General features: G+C 67.5%; 16 protein-coding genes and 2 riboswitches. Of the genes, 9 read left to right on the top strand and 7 right to left on the bottom strand.

Annotation, left to right across the window (positions count from 1 at the left end; all coding sequences use genetic code 11):
* Positions 1 to 82 precede the first annotated feature (82 nt).
* A complete protein-coding gene (locus C8K38_RS05235) occupies positions 83 to 1,303 on the top strand; it encodes a hypothetical protein (protein WP_097210886.1) in 1,221 nt (406 codons plus the stop codon).
* Here C8K38_RS05235 and helR read toward each other — a convergent pair.
* Positions 1,238 to 3,517, bottom strand: a complete 2,280-nt coding sequence (gene helR / locus C8K38_RS05240) for an RNA polymerase recycling motor ATPase HelR (RefSeq protein WP_179800478.1) — start codon at positions 3,515 to 3,517, stop codon at positions 1,238 to 1,240. The two genes, C8K38_RS05235 and helR, sit on opposite strands and share 66 nt — an antisense overlap.
* Positions 3,518 to 3,775: 258 nt before the next feature.
* On the opposite strand from helR, the gene C8K38_RS27045 reads away from it, so the two are divergent.
* On the top strand, positions 3,776 to 3,919 hold the full coding sequence (locus C8K38_RS27045) for a hypothetical protein (RefSeq protein WP_179800479.1): 144 nt from the start codon (positions 3,776 to 3,778) through the stop codon (positions 3,917 to 3,919).
* 94 nt (positions 3,920 to 4,013) lie between these two features.
* Here C8K38_RS27045 and C8K38_RS05245 read toward each other — a convergent pair whose 3' ends face one another.
* Positions 4,014 to 4,667, bottom strand: a complete 654-nt coding sequence (locus C8K38_RS05245) for a TIGR03086 family metal-binding protein (protein ID WP_097210887.1) — start codon at positions 4,665 to 4,667, stop codon at positions 4,014 to 4,016.
* Positions 4,668 to 4,755: 88 nt separating this feature from the next.
* Between C8K38_RS05245 and C8K38_RS05250 the strand changes: the two genes are divergently transcribed.
* The gene (locus C8K38_RS05250; protein ID WP_097210926.1) at positions 4,756 to 5,724 is read left to right on the top strand and encodes a helix-turn-helix transcriptional regulator; all 969 of its coding nucleotides are present in this window, start codon (positions 4,756 to 4,758) and stop codon (positions 5,722 to 5,724) included.
* A gap of 11 nt (positions 5,725 to 5,735) precedes the next feature.
* Here C8K38_RS05250 and C8K38_RS05255 read toward each other — a convergent pair whose 3' ends face one another.
* Entirely contained in the window at positions 5,736 to 7,277 is a 1,542-nt protein-coding gene (locus C8K38_RS05255; RefSeq protein ID WP_097210888.1) for an FAD-dependent monooxygenase, read from the bottom strand.
* Between the two features lie 114 nt (positions 7,278 to 7,391).
* On the opposite strand from C8K38_RS05255, the gene C8K38_RS05260 reads away from it, so the two are divergent.
* Complete coding sequence (locus C8K38_RS05260) at positions 7,392 to 7,835, top strand: hypothetical protein (RefSeq protein WP_257017214.1); 444 nt, start codon at positions 7,392 to 7,394, stop codon at positions 7,833 to 7,835.
* A gap of 51 nt (positions 7,836 to 7,886) precedes the next feature.
* Here C8K38_RS05260 and C8K38_RS05265 read toward each other — a convergent pair whose 3' ends face one another.
* Positions 7,887 to 9,125, bottom strand: a complete 1,239-nt coding sequence (locus C8K38_RS05265) for an AraC family transcriptional regulator (protein WP_143548404.1) — start codon at positions 9,123 to 9,125, stop codon at positions 7,887 to 7,889.
* Between the two features lie 2 nt (positions 9,126 to 9,127).
* Between C8K38_RS05265 and C8K38_RS05270 the strand changes: the two genes are divergently transcribed.
* The 5 genes from C8K38_RS05270 to C8K38_RS05290 all read left to right on the top strand — a co-directional run bounded on the left by C8K38_RS05270 (position 9,128) and on the right by C8K38_RS05290 (position 14,863).
* Entirely contained in the window at positions 9,128 to 10,486 is a 1,359-nt protein-coding gene (locus C8K38_RS05270) for an MFS transporter (RefSeq protein WP_097210891.1), read from the top strand.
* An 81-nt stretch (positions 10,487 to 10,567) separates the two neighbouring features.
* A complete protein-coding gene (locus tag C8K38_RS05275) occupies positions 10,568 to 11,395 on the top strand; it encodes an SDR family NAD(P)-dependent oxidoreductase (protein ID WP_097210892.1) in 828 nt (275 codons plus the stop codon).
* Between the two features lie 74 nt (positions 11,396 to 11,469).
* Complete coding sequence (locus C8K38_RS05280) at positions 11,470 to 12,522, top strand: 3-keto-5-aminohexanoate cleavage protein (RefSeq protein WP_097210893.1); 1,053 nt, start codon at positions 11,470 to 11,472, stop codon at positions 12,520 to 12,522.
* Positions 12,523 to 12,569: 47 nt separating this feature from the next.
* The gene (locus tag C8K38_RS05285; protein WP_257017216.1) at positions 12,570 to 14,183 is read left to right on the top strand and encodes a long-chain fatty acid--CoA ligase; all 1,614 of its coding nucleotides are present in this window, start codon (positions 12,570 to 12,572) and stop codon (positions 14,181 to 14,183) included.
* A gap of 59 nt (positions 14,184 to 14,242) precedes the next feature.
* Entirely contained in the window at positions 14,243 to 14,863 is a 621-nt protein-coding gene (locus C8K38_RS05290; RefSeq protein ID WP_097210894.1) for a DUF4304 domain-containing protein, read from the top strand.
* Here the strand turns inward: C8K38_RS05290 and C8K38_RS05295 are convergent.
* From C8K38_RS05295 to C8K38_RS26815, 3 genes are all read right to left on the bottom strand, one after another.
* Positions 14,827 to 16,218, bottom strand: a complete 1,392-nt coding sequence (locus tag C8K38_RS05295) for an MFS transporter (protein ID WP_097210928.1) — start codon at positions 16,216 to 16,218, stop codon at positions 14,827 to 14,829. The two genes, C8K38_RS05290 and C8K38_RS05295, sit on opposite strands and share 37 nt — an antisense overlap.
* Before the next feature lie 97 nt (positions 16,219 to 16,315).
* Positions 16,316 to 17,203: a hypothetical protein gene (locus C8K38_RS05300; protein WP_097210895.1), complete on the bottom strand. Its 888-nt coding sequence runs from the start codon at positions 17,201 to 17,203 to the stop codon at positions 16,316 to 16,318.
* Between the two features lie 229 nt (positions 17,204 to 17,432).
* Positions 17,433 to 17,639, bottom strand: a complete 207-nt coding sequence (locus tag C8K38_RS26815; RefSeq protein ID WP_143548405.1) for a hypothetical protein — start codon at positions 17,637 to 17,639, stop codon at positions 17,433 to 17,435.
* Positions 17,640 to 17,942: 303 nt separating this feature from the next.
* Positions 17,943 to 18,116: riboswitch (M-box (ykoK) riboswitch) on the bottom strand.
* Between the two features lie 245 nt (positions 18,117 to 18,361).
* A riboswitch (M-box (ykoK) riboswitch) is annotated at positions 18,362 to 18,535 on the top strand.
* Positions 18,536 to 18,837 lie beyond the last annotated feature (302 nt).

Genomic DNA, 18,837 nt, shown 5'->3' on the forward strand with positions numbered 1-18,837 from the left:
GGCGGGATCTGTTCTCGGAGGCGGTCGTTACCGTCTACTCCGGCGTTGGGGTGTCACCGCCGATTTCGAGTTCTGGCATGCGATGGATCGGGTCCTGGATCGCGAGGTCGCGCTGACCATCATCGATGGTGTCAGTACGCAACTCGGCCGCTCGTCCGTCAACGAGGTCTTTGCGCGAACGGTGGTGCTGGGTCAGGTCAGGACTGCCGCTGTCGCTTCCGTTCTCGACATGGTCGACGGGGCTTCGTTCAGCGCGGTGGTCGCAGAGTGGATACCCAGTGTGTCAGTGGACGAGGCGTCCGCCGGCTCGACGTCGGTCCTGGGTGTGGCCCGCGCGGTCGTCGAGCTTGCCGACGCCATGCGCAGTTTCCACGAGTCCGGGGCGGTACTGGCGCTCGGAGACGCCGGGCGCGTGCGGGTTAGCCTGGATGGCATCGCGTACGTCGCCTTTCCCGGAACGCCCGCGTCCAGCGAGCGCGACGGTGACGTTCGGGGCTTCTGCCGCGTGGTCCAGACGTTGGCCGCGGGAGTCCAGAGTCCCGACGCCTTGGGCCTCATGACGAGGCGCGACGGCCCGGAGGTGACCGCGGGCGCCATTACCGACACGCTGCGGGGGATTGTCGATCAGCCACTCCCCCCGGAGGCTCCGGTTCCCGAACCGATCTCCGATGCAGAGCCCGCGACGCAGGATGACCCGACGCGACCGGGCGCTCTGGCCGCATTTGCCGGCATCGCAGCGGTCGCCGTGGCGATGCTCGGCGCGATCGGGTGGCTCATCGGGACGGCCATCGCCGATCCGCCCACCTTCGAGGCCGTCGCCTCGGCCGATGAAACGAACGGAGTTGGCGCGCCGCCACCGCCGCCTCCACTGATCCCCGTCGCTCCGGGCGGAGCGGCCGTGTACTCGCCCCAGCAATACCCGGACAACGCGCTCGCGGGCGGCCTGGCCATCGACGGGAACCTGGAGACGGCCTGGTCGACGGACACGTACATGCAACAGTTCCCGCAATTCAAGAACGGTGTCGGGCTGACGGTGGCGCTGCCCGTGGACACCGCGCTGAGGGGGGTGTGGATCGCATCGCCCTCCGCGGGAGCCCGCGTCGAGATACGAACCCTCCCCCCGGTCGGCGGAGCTCTCGAAGAGACCGCGGTGCTGGGAGCAGCGACCCTGCAATCGGGAGTGACGCCCATTGCCCTTGTCGCCTCGGCGCCGTACTCCGGGTTGACCGTCTGGATCTCAGCTCAGGCGGGCAGTGAGGGAGGCTTCCGGACCGAACTGTCGGAGGTCGGGTTCCTGAGCTGAGGGCGCGGACGTCCCGGGTTCATCGAGTTCGGCCAGGGCCTGCGGCAACGGGCCCTGGTGCAGCACCCCGAGACGTTGGGTCGCCCGGGTGAGGGCGACGTAGAGCTCGGCCGCGCCGCGCGGGCCGTCGGCGAGGATCCGTTCCGGCTCCACGACCAGGACGGAGTCGAATTCCAGCCCCTTGGTCTCCGACGCCGCCACCGTGCCCGGCATGTCCGCCGGCCCGATCACGATGCTGGTGCCTTCGCGCCCGGCTTCGTCCCGAACGAATTCTTCGATGGCAGAAGCCAGTTCGCCCGTCGAGACCCGCCTGGACCAGGGCTGGACGCCGCAGGCTCGGACGGATTCCGGGGCCTCGACTCCGGGAGCGAACTCCGCGAGCAGCGCGGCGGCGACGGTCATGATCTCTGCCGGGGTGCGGTAGTTCACTGTCAGCGACCGGTAGACCCAGCGGCCGGGCACGTACGGCTCGAACATCGCGTCCCACGAGGTCGCGCCAGCCGCCGACCGGCGCTGGGCGAGATCGCCCACCACCGTGAAGGATCGGTCCGGGCAGCGCCGCATCAGCACCCGCCAGTCCATCTCGGACAGCTCCTGGGCCTCGTCGACCACGACGTGCCGGTACGTCCAGTCTCGGTCCGCCGCAGCGCGTTCGGCGAGCTCCCTGGTGTCTCGTTCGACGAATCGATCGGCAAGGTCCTCGGCGTAGAGCAAATCCGTCGCGAACAGATGGTCGTCGTCGTCCATGTGGTCTGCACGGCCGACCATGAGGTCGAGCACGCCGGCGGCGTACGCCGCCTCGGCCTCGGCCTCAGCCTTCCGTTCCCGCGCGGCGGCCTGCTCGGCGCGCGGGTCCGGGCCGAGCAGGTCGACCAGTTCGTCGAGCAGCGGCACGTCCGATACCGTCCAGGCATCGCCCTCGGCGCGAAGCAGTGTCTGGCCAGCGCCCGCCGCGCGCAGCCGTTCGGGTGACGTGTACAGCTGTGCCAGTAGTGTTTCCGGCGTCAGGATCGGCCAGAGTTCGTCGAGCGCGGCGGTGAACGCGTCGTTGTCGGCGAGTTCGGCGACCAGGTCGGCCCGCAGCTCCTCCCACGCCTGCTCGTCCTTCCGGGTCAGCCAGCCCCGGCCGATCCGGCCTATCGCCCGTTCGGTGAGTACGTAGGCCACGATGTCAGCGAACACCGCGCGGGCCTCGTTGTGCGGCAGCCCACTCGCGCGCGCCTCCTCCCTGGCCCACTCCGCGGTCTCGGCGTCGATCCGCACCGTGACGTCCGACAGATCGACCGGCAGCGGATCCCCTGGCAGTCGCTGCCGATCGGCGATCGCGGCGGCGAGGATGTCCAGGATCTTCAGCGAACCCTTGAGCCGGGCGGCCTCCGGGGCGTCCTCGGCGGTGACGCGCAGACCGGGCACGAGATCGCCGGTGGTCATGAACACCACGTCGGACTCGCCAAGCGACGGGAGAACGCGGCCGATATGGTTCAGGAAGGCCGGGTTCGGCCCGACCACGAGCACGCCGTGGCGTTCCATCCGCTCCCGCTGGGTGTAGAGCAGGTAAGCGACGCGGTGTAGCGCCACCACGGTCTTCCCGGTGCCGGGGCCGCCCTCGATCACCAGCACCCCGGGGTGGTCGAGCCGGATGATCCGGTCCTGCTCGGCCTGGATCGTCGCCACGATGTCGCGCATCCCCTCACCGCGCGGCGCGTTGACCGCCGCGAGCAGGGCGGAGTCTCCTCTGTCATCGTCGGCGGCACCATCCGGGCGGCCGAGCACCTCGTCGGTGAAATCGACGACCTCACGCCCACGAGCATGGAACTGGCGGCGCCGGCGCATGCCCTCCGGACTGGCGGCGGTGGCGACGTAGAACGCGCGCGACGCGGGTGCCCGCCAATCGAGCAGCAGCGGTTCGAACTCGTTCTCCTCGTCGAAGATGCCGACCCGGCCGATGTACGAACGTTCGCCCGACAGGGCGTCCAATCGGCCGAAACACAGCCCGTTGTCGGCGACCTCCAGCCGATTCACCTCCCTCGCCAGCGCGCGCACCTCGGCATCGCGGTCGACGAGTGTCCCGCCGTTCTCGGCGTCGATCGGGCCACGGAGCGCCGCGCTGTGCCGACCCTTCACCCGCGCGCGCTCGGCGTCGAGCCGCGCGTAGAGCTCGGCCACGTGGCTCCGTTCGGCGCGCAACTCGTCCTCGTATCCCTGAGTTGACATGTGCCCCCCATTTCCGCAGTTCCTGGCTTCGGCCAGCGATTCTGCGGCACCACCCGGGTCTTGCCGCAAGCCCCCCGGTGCGCTATACATTGAAAGTGGAAAGGGGTACGGACTCCTTTCCATTCTTCGTCCGGACGGACAAATCCCCTCGAGAAGTGGCCTCGCGGTGTGCGCGGCACGAGCAGTTTCGTGCTGTAACGGAACGTGCTTTGCCGCCGACAGTTCTGTTGTATTGCAAACAAACAGGGAGGGAAGCGCATGGGTTCGGCGACTGATGCTTTGGAATGGATCCGCGAGGGATACCTGGCCGGTGATCCGCTGCGATCGGCGCTCTTCGTCGGCGCGTCGTTCATCACGATGCCGCTGCAGCTGATCGCGACGATGCTGGGCCGGCCCTTCTGACCCGCGTCAGCACCAGATCTCGAAGCCGCCCCTCCCATCGCGGAAGGGGCGGTTTTTTGACCCCGGCTTTGGCACACGCCGGCACCGCCTCGGATCAGGCGCGCGGGTCACGCCCGAGGTAGCGAAGCAGCTCGGCGACGGTGGTATCGCCCGACTCGTCCTCGAGCACCGCGGCGTATGCGCCCCACTGGCGCAGCGGTTCGACGATCTCCGCCTCGATGCCACTGCCGGGCGCCGGATGCGCGGTGCGTGCCGCGGTCAGGAGGTATCCGGCGAGTTCATCGGTCAGCGGCGACGGCTGGCCGGTCGCGATCGCGATATCCCAGGCGTGCACGGCGGCGTCCAGCGCGGCCATGACGGCGGCGACCGGGGTCGCGAGCGCGCCGTGCGGAAGTGGGGTCGGAACGGAATCGGTGTCGTCGGCGACGGTCGCCCACGCGGCGCCGGTCTGTTCGATCGCCTCGCGCACCAGTGCCGCTGCCGAGCCGTCGATGGCACCGGAGGGGTCGAAGGGGTTGTAGGCGGGTCCGGCCCCGACGCCGAGGGCCTGGGCGAAGGCGAGCTGGTCGCCCGCGGCGTGCTGGATCACCTGCGTGACATTCCATTCCGAGCACGGGGTCGGCAGCTGCCACTGCTGGTCGCCGACTCCTGCGACGACGCCTTCCAGCGCCGAGTAGGAGGTCGAGAGCACGTCGCGCCACACGGGGCGCAGGGTCGCGGTCGCGTCGGCGTTGGTGATGTGGTTCATGGCGGACCTTTCGTCGTACTTCCTGGGTGTGACCTGAGCCTATGAGGCCATTAGGCTGGATTCGTTCCTAATAATTTCGGAGGTGAATGTGGCGCCAACCACAACGCGTGTCCTGCGCCTGCTCTCACTGCTGCAGGACCGCGCGCACACCGGCAGGGAGCTGGCCGAACGGCTCGACATCACCGACCGCACCCTCCGCAACGACATCCAGCGACTGCGCGAACTCGGCTACCCGGTTCACGCCGAACGCGGCGCTATCGGCGGCTACCGGCTCGGCCGCGGTTCGACGATGCCGCCGCTCCTGCTCGATGACGACGAGGCGGTGGCGGTCGCCGTCGCGATCGACCTCGCGGCGGACGGCTCCACCGGCATCGCGGACATCACCGAGAGCGTCACGCGGGCCCTGGCGAAGCTCGAACAGATCCTGCCGAAGCGGTTGCAGCGTCAGGTGACAGCACTACGGAATGCCACCGCACTCGGGCCGGCGACCACCGGTTCGCGGGAGCCGGACGCCCCGGTGCCTGCCGCGGTGCTCACCGCCCTTGCGGGGGCGATCCGCGACACGACCGCGGTGTCCATCGAGATCGAGAGCGACACCGTAGAAGTCGAGCCGTACCGCCTGATCAACTGGCAGCGTCGCTGGTACCTGGTCGCCTACGACATCGGAACCCATTCCTGGCGAGCGATTCCCGTCGCACAGGTGCGCCAGGCAGCCGCGGGCAGCCGCCGGTTCGGGCCCCGCGCACTGCCCGACGAGGACCTGGTCGCGTTCGTCATGCGCCACATCGCGAGCACCGGCTGGAAGGTGCACGCCCGCGTCACCGTGCTCGCGCCCGCCGAAACGGTGATCGCCCGCATCAATCCGGCCGTCGGCGTGGTGGAGGCCGTCGACGCGGACACCTGCGTCCTGCTGACCGGCGCGGACGCCCTCGAGACCATCGCCGTCTACCTCAGCATGCTGATGATGGACTTTCGCGTCGACGGACCGCCGGAGCTGGTCGCGCATCTGCGCACGCTGGCCCGGCGGTATGCCGCCTCGGTGGAATCGGCACCGTAGCGGGAACCGGTTCAGCGACCCGAGCTGGGTTCGCCGAACCAGGACGAGAGCGCCTCCCGCAGCGCGGGCCCGGCGGCATCGGCGGGCTCGTCGATGGTGGCCGCCCAGGCGATGTGGGCGTCCGGTCGGATCAGCAGGGCGTCGGCCGGGCGATCCTCGGTCTTGGCGGGGTGGATGTCGATGCGGTGCTCCCAATCCCGCGCGACCTCGCGGAGGTCGGGGCGGTCGGCGAGGTCGAGGAGGGTGGGCCGACCGGGGTGCATGATTTCCGCGACGCTGGTGATGCCCTGGTCGGTGTGCAGGGTGAGGTTCGGTGCGAAGGTGCCGGCCATGGCGTGGTGATCGGAGCCCGGCATCGGGTAACGAATGTCGGTGTGGCCGACGAGGGATCCCATGCGGCGCAGCGCCGGCTCGTCGGCGACCAGTTCCTGGAAGACCTGCCGAAGCGCGTCGGCGGCTGCGTCGTGCCCGCGCCGCAGCGCCACCTGGGCTCGGGTCTGGAGCCGCGCACGCCCGCCGGCGTAATGGCGCTCGTCCTGATAGGTGTCCAGCAGTCCGGCCGGTGCCCAGCCATGGATATCGGCCCCCAGCTTCCAGGCGAGGTTGACCGTGTCGAGCATGCCGACGTTGAGCGCGGTGCCGGTGGCGGGAAACAGATGGGCCGCATCGCCTGCCAGCAGGATGCGCCCGGCGCGGTACTGCTCGGCCTGCCGATCCTTGAATGTATAGCGCGACAGCCGAATCGGGTCTCCCAAGGGGAGATCCGCGCCGAGCACCCGTCGGGCACTGTCGCCGAGCTCGGTCAGGGTCAGCGGCTCGTCATCGTCGTATTCGGTGGATTCGCCTTCGGTGGTTTGCAGCGACAGAACGCCGGAGCCGGCCGCGAACGCGAACACGCCGCGGTCGGTTCGGGTGAACCCGGCCTGGATTCTGCCCAGCCCCGGGACGTCGATATCGCCGTTGCCCTGCACGGTCACCGATTCGTGCACGGCGACCTGGGCGAGCCTGTTGACCTCCGGATAGGTGGTGCCGGGGAACGGGATACCGGCCATGTCCCGGACCCGGCTGCGTCCGCCGTCGCACCCAACCAGGTATCGGGCGGTCACCCGGAACGGCCCGTCCGGCCCGCGCACGTCCGCGGTGACCGTGGTGTCGTCCTGACTCACGCCGACCACCTCGTGTCCGCGGCGGATGTTGGCGCCGAGCTCGCAGGCGTGCTCGTCGAGCAGTCGCTCGATCTCCATCTGTGGGATCGGCAGCGCCCGCATCGGCGGATCCACCATGTCCGTGAAGTCCAAATACAAACCAGCGAAGGGGAATCGGGGTGCAATGTTGGGGTCGCTGCTGGCTGCTTCGAACCGTTCCAGCAGACCTCGGTAGCGCAGCAGGTCCAGGATCCGCCCGCCGATGCCGCTGGCCTTCGGGATGTCGCGAATCTGAGGCTGTCGCTCCAGCACCAGAGTTCGCACTCCGGCCAGGCGCAGCTCACCCGCCAGCATCAGGCCGGCCGGGCCTGCGCCCACGATGATCACGTCGGTGTCCGTCACTGGCATTTCGTTGACTCCCGTTTCCTCAGTTCTGACTCAGGCCAGCGATTCTGCGGCATAACCCGGGTCTTGCGGCAAGCCCCCCGGTGCGCTATATCTTGAAAAGGGGAAAAGCCGTGAGTGATCGCTTCTTCCTCGTTGGGGCAAAATAGGCCGGTGTTACGTTTTGCTCGTCCCAGACGCTCCGGTGGTGCTCATGCGCCCTATGAGCCGCGAGACCTGTTGCGCGCCTATGAGCATCATGCGACACGGGAGGTTCGGCCGAGCTCCGGCGAGCTGCTGATCGTGATCCCGCTCGGCGATGAGGACACCCTGGAGATCACCGTCGTCGATCCCACGGCGGACTGGATCGAGTCGCGAATCCGCGGCCTCTGCGCCTCGCTGGCCGAGATCGACCGGCGAGCCCAGCGGGTTCTGCGCGGAGGGTTCCGCATCGGCTGGATCGAACTCGATTCAGCGCATCATGGCATCGTGGACTATTGGGCCACCGGGGTGAACAGTGAATATGCCATCGAGATCTCGTGGACCGGAGATGCCTGGGAGGAATCGCCGGCCGCCCGCTGACCTGGCAGCCGATCGTGTAGCCGACCCGGGCTCCACAAGGCCGGAGAGTCCTTATCTCGGCCGCGGGCCGAGTTCACGTTCCCCGGCAGCCCAGGCCGTCGGACTCAGGCCGAACTGTCGGCGGAACCAGCGCGAGAAGGCGCTCAGATCCGAGAATCCGAGTTCGCCTGCGATGTCGGTGAGGTTCCTGTCGCCGCGCGCGATGTACCGGCGCGCGAGGTCTCCGCGTACCGAATCGACTACGGACGAGTAGGTTTCGCCCGCCTGGGACAGGTGTCGATGCAGGGTCCGCCTGTCCATTCCGAGACTGCGCGCAATACGGGCCGCAGTGCAGCTCCCGCCGGGGAGGAGGGCTTCGATGATGTCGCGCACCCGTCCGACGACGGAGGCATCCTCCGGTGGCGCGAGCAGATCCAGGTACTGCCGTGCGTAGGGCTGGAACATCGGGTCCGACAGCGGATTGACGGAGTCCAGATCGCTCGAATAGAGCACGAAGCCGTTGAAGTCTTGTTCGAACGCGATGTCCGTCCCGAACGCGCGGTGATGGACGTCGAGTGTGGGCGGTGCGTCGTGGACGAAGCACGTGGACAGTGGTCGCCAGTCCTCCGGAAGGAAGGCGCTGAGGATCCGGGCCAGCGATGCGATGACCAGTTCGATGGACTGGCGACCGAGTGTCATCCCTGGCGCGGGCTCGATCCGAAGGGATGCAAGCCCGTTCAACTCGACGAGCCGAATCCGAATCGCCTCGTTGTGTACCCGCATGTGGCGCAGGATGAGCGCGATCGCACTCCGGACGTCGGGCTCTTCCCTGGCGGCCAAACCCACAGCTCCGAGAATCGACACGCCCCTTCCGTCCGCCATCCTGACTGCGAAGGCCGGGCAGGCCGTTGCCAGTGCGGTGCGCTCCAACAGCTCGTCAACGCGCTCCGCGGGAAGCCACGTGTTCGGCTGGGCCAAGGCCGTCGGATCGATGCCGACGGCACGCATGAACGGATCAGGGTCCGAGCCGAGGGACTGCGTCAACTCGACGTACCCGGTCAGAGCCGAACTCCGCACCTTCAGCGCCGTCATCGATTTCCCCTGTCCCAAACTGCCAAAGAATGTGTCCCAATGGGTCAAGTGATGTCGACCCAATCCGTATAGCGTGACCTGAGTCACCCGCACTTGTCGAATCCGTCCATACGGTCGCTTCTCGCGGGCAGACCTCTGGTTCAGGACCGCAGCGAGCTCTCCGAACCGGCCATATCCGAGACGCGTCGCCCCAACGCGATCTTTCAAGAACAGGAGCACGCATGGAACTGGAGCCCCAGGAGTCCGCGCCGTCCCGAGAGGTTCCCGGCGCAGGCAACCGCTCGACGATCTATCCGTGGGTGGTCTTCGCCCTGATCCTCGGCCTCATGATGTCGGACTACATGTCCCGCCAGGTTCTCAGCTCGGTCTTCCCGGTACTGAAGGCCGAGTGGCACCTGTCGGACTCGCAACTCGCGGGTCTGACCAGTGTCGTTGCCCTGACCGTCGGTGTGTTGGCGTTGCCGATTTCGCTGCTGGCCGACCGTTGGGGTCGCGTCAGGAGCGTGGTGGTCATGGCCGGCATGTGGAGCGCTGCCACGATCCTGTGCGCCGCGGCGGGAAACTACGCGCAGTTGTTCGGCGCACGATTCCTGATCGGGTTCGGTGAGGCCGCCTACGCGAGCGTGGGCATGGCCGTGATTCTGGGAGTCTTCTCCCCACGACTGCATGCCTCGCTCAGTGGCTCCGTCATCGGCGCAGGGTTTCTCGGCTCGGTCGTGGGTGTCGCGCTCGGCGGGATCCTCGCGGATCGGCTCGGCTGGCGAGGGGCGTTCCTGATCATGGCGGCCTTCGGTCTGTGCCTGGTCATCCTGTTCCGGATCCTCGTCAACGAGCAGCGACTGGCGCGTCATGCCGCTGATCAGCAGATTCCCGGGACACGTGCTCCAGGGAATGGACGCGCCCCCATCTCGAGTCTGTTCACCAACGCGTCTCTGACCTGTGCATATGTCGGTGCGGGAATGCAGTTCTTCGTCGCGGGTGTGCTGCTCGCCTGGCTTCCCAGCTACTTCAACCGCTACCACGACATGGCGGCCGCGGATGCCGGATTGGCGGCCTCGGTCTTCGTGCTCTTGATCGGTGCGGGAACGGTCCTCTGTGGTATCGCTGCCGACCGGATCGGGCGACGGCGACCCGAACGCAGGTGGAGTGCCGCGATCGCGTACGGCGCCATCTCGATGGTGTGCCTGATGATCGGCTTCCAACTCGACAACGGGCCGGCGCAGCTGACGTTGATCGGAATCGGGGCATTCTTCTGCTCCGGATTCACCGGTGCCACAACGGCGGTCGTCGCCAGCCTGAGCCACCCGTCGATCCAGGCCTCGGCCTTCGGCGTGGGCACCCTCGCGAACAACGTCTTCGGACTGGCGCTCGGCCCGCTCGTCGTCGGGATGATGTCCGATCGACTGGGTCTGCTCGGCGCGTTGCAGTGGGTTCCGCTCGCCTCCGTCCTGTCGATCGTGGTCTTGGTCCTCGGCGTGAGGCTCTACCCCGCCGGTCTCCGCAAGCTTGCTTCGGTGGCGCTGAAGACCTCCGGCGAGACATTGGAAGCCCCGGCAGACGCGCTCGTGTCCCCGGCCTAGATCACCACGCTCATCGGAGCCTGTCGTCGCCAGGGGCGTCGAGACGGCTCGTCTATCCACCCACTGAAGGAGAGCAGAAAGTTGCAGCAGCTACTCGACAAGGTTGCCGTCGTCACCGGGGCAGCACAGGGCCTCGGCAGGTCGATTGCCCTGGCCCTGGCGCAGGAAGGCGCAGATCTGGTGCTCTGCGACGTGCAGGAGGACAGGCTGAACGAGGTCTCCGCGGAGATCGAGGCCCTCGGCCGCAAGAGTCTGCCCATCCGGTGCGACGTCTCCTCGCGGGAGGAGGTCTCGGCGATGTTCGCCCGCGCAGGCGAGCAGTTCGGGACCGTCCACATCCTCGTCAACAACGCCGCCCGCGTGCCGAACTCCCCGGCCGACGAGGTGCGTCGCAACAAGCACTACGCCTACATCACCACGCCGATGGAACGCCAGTCCCTCGGCATCACCAGCAGCCTCACCGACGACGACTGGCTCAAGTGGTGGGGCGTCAACGTGCACGGCGTCTTCTATTGCATCCGTGAAGCATTGAAGTTCATGGAGCCCCAGGGCTACGGGCGCATCATCAACATCGCATCGATCGCCGGTACCTCCGCGGCCAGCACCCACAGTCCCGGCTACTCCGCCAGCAAGGCCGCTGTGGTGAGCCTGACCAAGACTGTTGCGCTCGACGTCGCAGGCGCAGGCATCTACGTCAACGCCATCGCCTGCGGAGGCGTCTTGACGCCTCCCTTCCAGGAGTACCTCGACGGGGCCACCGAGGAGCAGAAGCGCAGCCTCTACCAGATCGTTCCCGTTGGCCGACTCGGTACTCCCGAGGAGTACGCCTCCCTCGCCGTCTACCTCGCAGGCGAAACCCACTACCTCGTCGGCCAGGTCATCAGCCCCAATGGTGGCGCCGTCATCTGACCGCCGCCGCCCCGCGGCTCCATCGAAAACCACATCCCACCAACTCTTTCCAGAGTCACCGACAGGAGCAACACATGCACTTCCACGACGACGCCCTCTTCCCGGAGAACCAGGAGAAGCTGGTCATCACGGCTGCGCCGTACGGGCCCGAGTGGGAGCCCAACGACTTCCGTGAGGACCTTCCGCTGACCATGGACGAGCACGTCCAGCAGGCCGTCGACTGCTACGAGGCCGGCGCGTCGGTGCTGCACATCCACGTCCGTGAGCTCGACGGCAAGGGCAGCAAGCGTCTCTCGAAGTTCAACGAGCTCCTCGGTCGGCTGCGCGAGGCCGTCCCGGAGATGGTCCTGCAGGTCGGCGGCTCGATCTCGTTCGCTCCGGAAGGTGAGGGCGCCGAGGCCAAGTGGCTCTCCGATGACACCCGGCACATGCTCGCCGAGCTCGACCCCAAGCCGGACCAGGTCACGATCGCGATCAACACCAGCCAGATGAACATCGCAGAGCTGTTGACCGCGGACGATATCGCGGGCACATCCCTGGCGCGTCCGGAGCTGCAGGAGACGTACCGGGAGATGACGATCCCGGCCGGCCCGGGTTGGGTCGAGGAGCATCTGCGCCGCCTACAGGCCGCCGGTATCCAGCCCCTGTTCGCGCTGACCGGCATCACCGGCCTCGAGAGCGTCGAGCGGCTCATCCGTCGCGGGGTCTACACCGGCCCGCTGAACGTGACCTGGACCGGCATCGGTGGCGGCATGGAGGGCCCGAACCCGTACAACATCATGAACTTCATCCAGCGCGTCCCGGACGGAGCGGCCCTTACCCTGGAGTCCCTCATGCGGAGCGTGCTGCCTGTCAACACGATGGCGATCGCGATGGGCCTGCACACCCGCTGCGGCAACGAGGACACCATCTGGGGCCGCAAGGGCGAGAAGATGACCTCGGTTCAGCAGATCCAACAGTTGGTCCGCATCGCCGGTGAACTCGGACGCGAGGTCGCCACCGGCAAGGACGCCCGCGACATCTACAAGATCGGCACCACCTATGCGGACGCCGACGAGACCCTCGCCAAGCTCGGCTACGCGCCGAACCGCCGCCCGGGCCAGGTCGGGTTCACCCACCACGCCTGATCAGCGACAGCGCCTCGCCGAATTCTGCCCCCATCTAGGAGTGTTACGTGATCAACGGCCTGACCATGGATGACTATCCGCTCTCGCTGACCGCGGTGGTCGAGCGAGCCGAGCGATTCCACAGCGGAAAGGATGTCGTCTCACGCCGCCCCGACGGCAGCATCGCCCGGACCACTCTCGGGGCGTGTGCCCGGCGGGCGCGCCGGCTCGCCACCGCGCTGGCCGAACTCGGCGTCGGCGACGGCGACCGGGTCGCCACGCTGCTGTGGAACCAGGCCGAGCACCTCGAGCTGTACTTCGCGGTCCCGGCGATGGGGGCGGTCGTGCACACGCTGAACCCGCGCCTGCACTCCGACGAGCTCGCGTTCATCGTCGGCGACGCACAGGACCGGGTGATCGTGGTCGACGAATCGCTGCTCGATGCGTTCGAAGGCTTCCGCGATGCTCACCGTTTCGAGCACGTCATCGTCGTCGCGCACGGCGAGTCGGCGCCGGAGGGGATGCTCGACTACGAGGCGCTGATCGACGGGGCCGAGTCGATGGAGTGGCCGGTTCTCGACGAACGACGCGCCGGCGCAATGTGTTACACGTCCGGCACCACGGGGCGCCCGAAGGGCGTGGTGTACTCGCACCGGGCGCTGGTGCTCCATTCGCTGACCGCGGCACTGCCCGACGCGTTGGGGGTGTCGACGCAGGACACCCTGCTTCCGGTCGTGCCCATGTTCCACGCCAACGCCTGGGGTCTCCCGTACGCGGCCGCGCTGCTCGGCGCGCGGCTGGTCCTGCCCGGGTCGAAGTTGGACCCGGTCAGCGTGCTCGACCTGATCGCGGACGAGAAGGTCACCATGACCGCGGGGGTGCCGACGGTGTGGATGGCGATGCTCGACGCTCTCGACGCGCAGCCGCAGCGCTGGGACCTACGTCACCTCGACCGGCTGATCGTCGGAGGGGCGGCGGTGCCGCGCAGCCTGCTCGAGGGATACGACCGCCACGGTCTGACGGTGGTCCAGGCCTGGGGAATGACAGAGACCGCACCGCTGGGCACCGTCAGCCGGCTCCCCGCGGACCTTGACGAGAGCGAGAAAGACGACCAGTACGCGTTCCGAGCCAGGCAGGGTGTCGCGATGCCGTTCGTCGACATCCGAGCCCGCAGCGAGGACGACGGGTTCATCGAGTGGGATGACCGTGCCATGGGTGAGCTCGAGGTGCGCGGGCCGTGGGTGACGGCCGGCTACCACAACGGCAAGGGCGCAGACAGTTTCACCGATGATGGCTGGTTCCGCACGGGCGACATCGTCCGCATCGACCATCGCGGCTGCATCCGGATCTGCGACCGCTCCAAGGACCTGGTCAAATCCGGGGGCGAGTGGATCTCGTCGGTCGATCTCGAGAACCATCTCATGGCGCACCCGTCGGTGGCGGAGGCCGCGGTGATCGCGGTGCCCGACCCGCGTTGGGGCGAGCGTCCCCTTGCTGTGCTCGTGCTCAGGGACGGTATGACGGCGGATCCGGCGCTGCTGCGCGAGCATCTGTCGACCGAGTTTGCGCGATGGCAGCTCCCCGAACGGTTCGAGTTCGTCTCGACCATTCCGAGAACGGCCACCGGCAAGTTCAAGAAGCTCACTCTGCGCGAGCAGTTTGTCACGGCCGACGGACTCTGACGGTGTCTGCGGCCGGTGGTCGACTGACCGCCGGCCGCCGGGTCTGCGAGCATGGTCGAATGGAGCAACCGTCCGCTGAACATGCCTTTGCCACTCTTCTCGGTGAGAGTGCTGTTCCGCTACTGAAGGAGCAGGGGTTCCGGAAGCGAAAGCTGACTTTCACGCGGGAGCGGGATGGTCTTGTCGACGTCATCAACCTGCAGCGGTCGGCGGGGAACAGCCACGAGTCGATCCGGTTCTACGTCAACTGCGGTGTCTACTCGGTGGAGTTCGACCGGGTCATCGGACGGACACCCCAGCAGCGACCGTCCGAGGTCGACTGCCAGTACCGGCGCCGGATCGAGAGCATCGCGACCGGGATCGGGCCGCACGTGACCGTACACGCCGACACCGACGTTCCCGCGGCCGCCGACGAGCTCCGCGCGGCACTCACCAGTGCGTTGGCTGTGATGGGTCAGCTTCGCGGCCCTGACGATATCGCCCAGTCCGTGGGGTCTGACATCGACTTCGACGTCCTCCGCTATCGACTCGCCACCCGCGACGAGTCCGGTGCGCGCGAGCAGTACATCAGAGCGCGGTCCCGTTTCGGTGCGGAGGACCGCTGGCCGCGCCTCGAGGAGCAGTTCCGAAAAGCGGCGGACTCCTACGACGTGGCCATCCTCGACCGCGAACGAGGGTAGGGAGCGGTAGGCCAGCGCCTGTGCTCGGCGTCCATGACGTACACGTGGGTGTGCCGGTAGAGACGCTCCCCCACGCGGACGGCGTCGGCCAGCCGGGCGTCGTCGATGGTCCCGGCCTCGTGCAGGTGGGTGATCTCCGCCGGGTCATGACGCGGCCACATCCGAGCGGCCACGGTGATCCCGATGCCTGCGATCACGGCCAGCGTCATCCAGGTGGTGGTGAGACCGGCGGCGGTCAGCCACCCTGCGATCGGGTAGGTGAGCAGCCAGGCCAGGTGCGACAGCGAGAACTGGGCGGCGAAGAGCGCGGGCCGGTCGGCGGGTTGCGACGAGCGCCGCAGTACCTGCCCGGTCGGGGTGAGCACCGCCGCGGTACCCGCGCCGACCACGGCCCACACCGCGATCGCCGCGCCCCAGCGCCAGTCGCCCGCATCGGCGGCCGAAAGGGCGACAGCTGCTCCGAGTCCCGCGATCAGGGTGGCGGCACCGGTCAACATCACCGGCCGGGCGCCGAGCCGGTCGAGGAACCGCGGCAGCGACAACGCGACGAGCATCGTGCCGAACCCATTGGCGGCCAGGAGCATTGCCACTCCCGACTGGGAACCGCCGAGCGTGTCACGGACGTAGTTGACGGTGTTGACCATGATCACCGAACCGGCCGCGGCGACCACCAGGTTCAGGCCGAGCAGACCGCGCAGCCGTGGCGTGGCGGCGAAGATCCGCATGCCCACCGCGATCCGGTCCCGGAAGGTGTCCGCGGTGGCGGAACGGGCGTTCGGGATGCGGGTCGCGATCACCAGGACGGCCGATACCGCGAATCCGATTGCGGTGCCGACGAACAACCAGTGGAAGCTGATGAGGGTCAGGACCGCGGCGGCCAGCATCGGGCTCAGCAGGGTCTCCATCGTCGCGGCGAGCTGTGCGGCCGAGAGCGCTCTGGTGTACTCGCGCTCGTCCGGCAGGATGTCGGGGATGATCGCCTGGTAGGTGGGGGTGTACGCGGCCGAGGCGGTTTGCAGCACCGCGATCAGCACATAGATCTGCCAGATCTGGTCGATGAACGGCAGCGCCAGCACGACCGCGGCGCGAATAAGGTTGAGCTCGACCAGGAAGAGCCGGCGGGGAAAGCGGTCGGCGTAGGCGGCGACTATCGGCGCGACCGTGACGTACAAGAACATCTTGATTGTCAGCGCGGTGCCCAGCACGGCGGCCGCATCGGCACCGGCGAGCTCATAGGAGAGCAGTCCCAGTGCGACGGTGGTCAAACCGGTACCGAACAGGGCCGACACCTGAGCGGTGAACAGTCGCAGGTAGTCGCGGTTGGTGAACAGAGATGTGATCAACGGCTTTCGCATCGCGAACACTTTCTTCGAATGTCTGAAATGGGCAGGGGTGGGTCACGGGTTCGCCGACAACTGCAGGTGAACATGGGGCCTCCTCCGGGGCTGGGTTTCAGTGCTGGTGGGCGGTGGCCACGAGGGTGAACGCCGCGGTGCGGACGGTGTCGCCGTGCTTGAAATCGAGGAACAGTCGGTAGATCCCGGGACCGGGCACCGCCGTGTGGAAGGTGACGTCGGGTCCGGGAGCCGTGACCCCATCACCGGGTTCGCCGTTCGGGTGAACGTGGATGTATGCCAGGTCACCGGCTCGGAGCACCACCAGGTGACCAAAGGCGGCCAGGTAGGGCTGCAGATCGGTGACCGGCCGGCCGTCCTTTCGTACGGTGAGTGACAGCAGTTCGCCGTCTCCGGGGGCGAGATTTCCCTCGAGGATGACCTCGTAGCCGTCGACGACCGCGGTGCGAGTCTCGCTCGGCGTCGGTCGCGGATCGTAGGCGCCCGCGACGGCGAGATCCGCGCCCAGGGTGATCGTCCGCCCGAGCGGCGTGGGCGAGATGTCGGTGAACACGCGGTAGGACCCAGCCTCCGGCAGGTTCAGTCGAACCGACCAGGTGCCGTCGGCCGCGAGTTCGGGGTGCACGTGCCAGAACCCGGTCAGCTCGCGCTGCACCACGATCAGGTGCAGGTCACGGTCATGGATCGGGGTGTAATCGGTGACCGGTCGGCCGTCCGGGCCGAGGACGCGGAACCGGAAGTCGACGTCGCCCCGGCCGACGATGGTCTCGGCGAGGTCGAGTGTGTATCCGTCCTGTGTGATCTGGAGACCTCCGGGCCCGCTCGCGCCGTGACCGTGGTGGTCGGCCGGGGTGTGGTGTGCGTGGGCGGTGTGGTCGCCCTCGCCGTGGCCGGCGTGCGCCGCGGCCGCCGGATGCCCGTGGTGGTGGTGAGCAGTGTGATCGGTGTGCGCAGCCTGGTGGTCGCCATGCGTGTTGGTGCTCATGTCTCGGCCTCTCGTCGTGTGGTGTTCCGTCGACCAAGTTAGTACCCCCTGGGGGTATGTGCAAGGAGGCAAAGTGTGGCGCAGGTCATATGGGAAGCTATCGCGGATCGCGGATCGCGGATCGCGGATCGCGGATCGGAGCCGGCCGGACGAGGTCAGCCCGCCTGACGCTGACTCCGCTCCGCCCTGAATCGGGGCGGAGCGGAGCCTTCGGGTGGGATCGGCGGCGTCACCAGTGACGCGCCCCGCCCGGGTGCGGGTGCCCGCCCATCGAGGCGGTGATCACCGCCACCGGTGTTCGCGACGCGTACAGGTTTGCGCGTTCCTGCGGGGTCAGGTTGCGCCGGCCCCACAGTCGGGTTGCCGCGCGTCGAATCGTGTGCAGCATCGCGGACTCGCGTGCCGACGAAATAGGTTGCGTGATAACAAAAGCCACGGTCTTCTCCTGTCGGAGGAGCCGGCCCCACGGCAGAGACGATGCAGGTCCGTCGAATTGGCGCCGTGCCGGAACTCGGTCGAGGCAACTGGAGTACTCACGCCCAGGCCGGGATCGGGCTACGAAGGCGTCAGGTCGCAGAAGGCTGATGCTGCGCCGGGGCCGGTTCGGAACGAAATGAAAGTCCTACACGGATACGGACTATCTCTGATACTCACTGCGTTCCTCACCTCCTCGCAGACAGGACGCACGCGGGCGTCGACTCGCACACGGGGAGGGCGCCGGGTCGACAACTGTCCCGGTCGGGCACCCCTCTCGTCAGAGCTTCGGCACTGCATGACGTGTCCCGATACGATCGAGAAGCCACTTGGGATAGACCCTTAATCCGGGAATACCTGTCCTAACCTTGGGCGTCTGTCGACGTCGTCAGATCAGTGGCCTGTGTTCATGCAGGAGCCTCGCCTAGCGAGGTGCTTACGCCGACCATGGTGCCGACACCCGCGATATATGTCAAACCGCAAGCACGACGGTGCACCAAGATCATTCCGATTGCGGAAAATATTGCTGCGAAATGTATTTCGATTCTTGCTTGTTCAATTCTACAGTTGCACAACAATATTTGGATCAACATAGGACCTGAAGCGTGCGCCGGTGCGTCGTGCAGAGCGGTGATCTGTGGCACGCAGGTTGACATCCTCCGCCCGCAATGATTGCCTGTCGGCGCAGCACCTCGTTAGGTGAGGCGTCTGCACGAACACAGGCCACTGATCTCACGACGTCGAGAGACGCCCAAGGTCAGGACAGGTCTCCCCGGCTTAAGGGGTGACCCAAAGTGGCTTCCCGCAGTGGGGTGGGACACGTCGTGCAGTGCCAAAACTCGTACGTGGGGGTGTCGAATTCGGCAGCGCGACTCGTTCGTGTCGGTATTCACACGCGGTCGCGTCGCGACCTCGATCCTGCCCTTCTGTGCTGTGGAAACACCATCGCGGAGCTTCGTCCCTCCTGGACGTGCCCGCGTCCGAGCCCGGGAGGTGACCACCGTGGACGAACCGCCGAGTCGATATCCGGCCCCGCCCGGATTCCTCACCGCCGGTGTCCATCGCGCCCGCTAGTCGCGGACATCGCCGGACCTCCACGCGCGGCACCTTGCCGCGATCATGCTCGCGACAGTCGTAGTCGCAGAGCCTATTTCGTCGTG

Source organism: Rhodococcus sp. OK611, from assembly GCF_003050885.1.
GTDB lineage: Bacteria > Actinomycetota > Actinomycetes > Mycobacteriales > Mycobacteriaceae > Rhodococcus_G > Rhodococcus_G oryzae.

Bases quoted from the DNA above. Each gene is read 5' to 3' on its own strand.
- C8K38_RS27045 (WP_179800479.1), top strand. From the start codon at position 3,776: ATGGGTTCGGCGACTGATGCTTTGGAATGGATCCGCGAGGGATACCTG.
- C8K38_RS05295 (WP_097210928.1), bottom strand. From the start codon at position 16,218: ATGCGAAAGCCGTTGATCACATCTCTGTTCACCAACCGCGACTACCTG.
- C8K38_RS05245 (WP_097210887.1), bottom strand. From the start codon at position 4,667: ATGAACCACATCACCAACGCCGACGCGACCGCGACCCTGCGCCCCGTG.
- C8K38_RS05290 (WP_097210894.1), top strand. From the start codon at position 14,243: ATGGAGCAACCGTCCGCTGAACATGCCTTTGCCACTCTTCTCGGTGAG.
- C8K38_RS05235 (WP_097210886.1), top strand. From the start codon at position 83: ATGGATCGGGTCCTGGATCGCGAGGTCGCGCTGACCATCATCGATGGT.
- C8K38_RS05300 (WP_097210895.1), bottom strand. From the start codon at position 17,203: ATGAGCACCAACACGCATGGCGACCACCAGGCTGCGCACACCGATCAC.
- C8K38_RS05270 (WP_097210891.1), top strand. From the start codon at position 9,128: ATGGAACTGGAGCCCCAGGAGTCCGCGCCGTCCCGAGAGGTTCCCGGC.
- helR (WP_179800478.1), bottom strand. From the start codon at position 3,517: ATGTCAACTCAGGGATACGAGGACGAGTTGCGCGCCGAACGGAGCCAC.
- C8K38_RS05255 (WP_097210888.1), bottom strand. From the start codon at position 7,277: ATGCCAGTGACGGACACCGACGTGATCATCGTGGGCGCAGGCCCGGCC.
- C8K38_RS05280 (WP_097210893.1), top strand. From the start codon at position 11,470: ATGCACTTCCACGACGACGCCCTCTTCCCGGAGAACCAGGAGAAGCTG.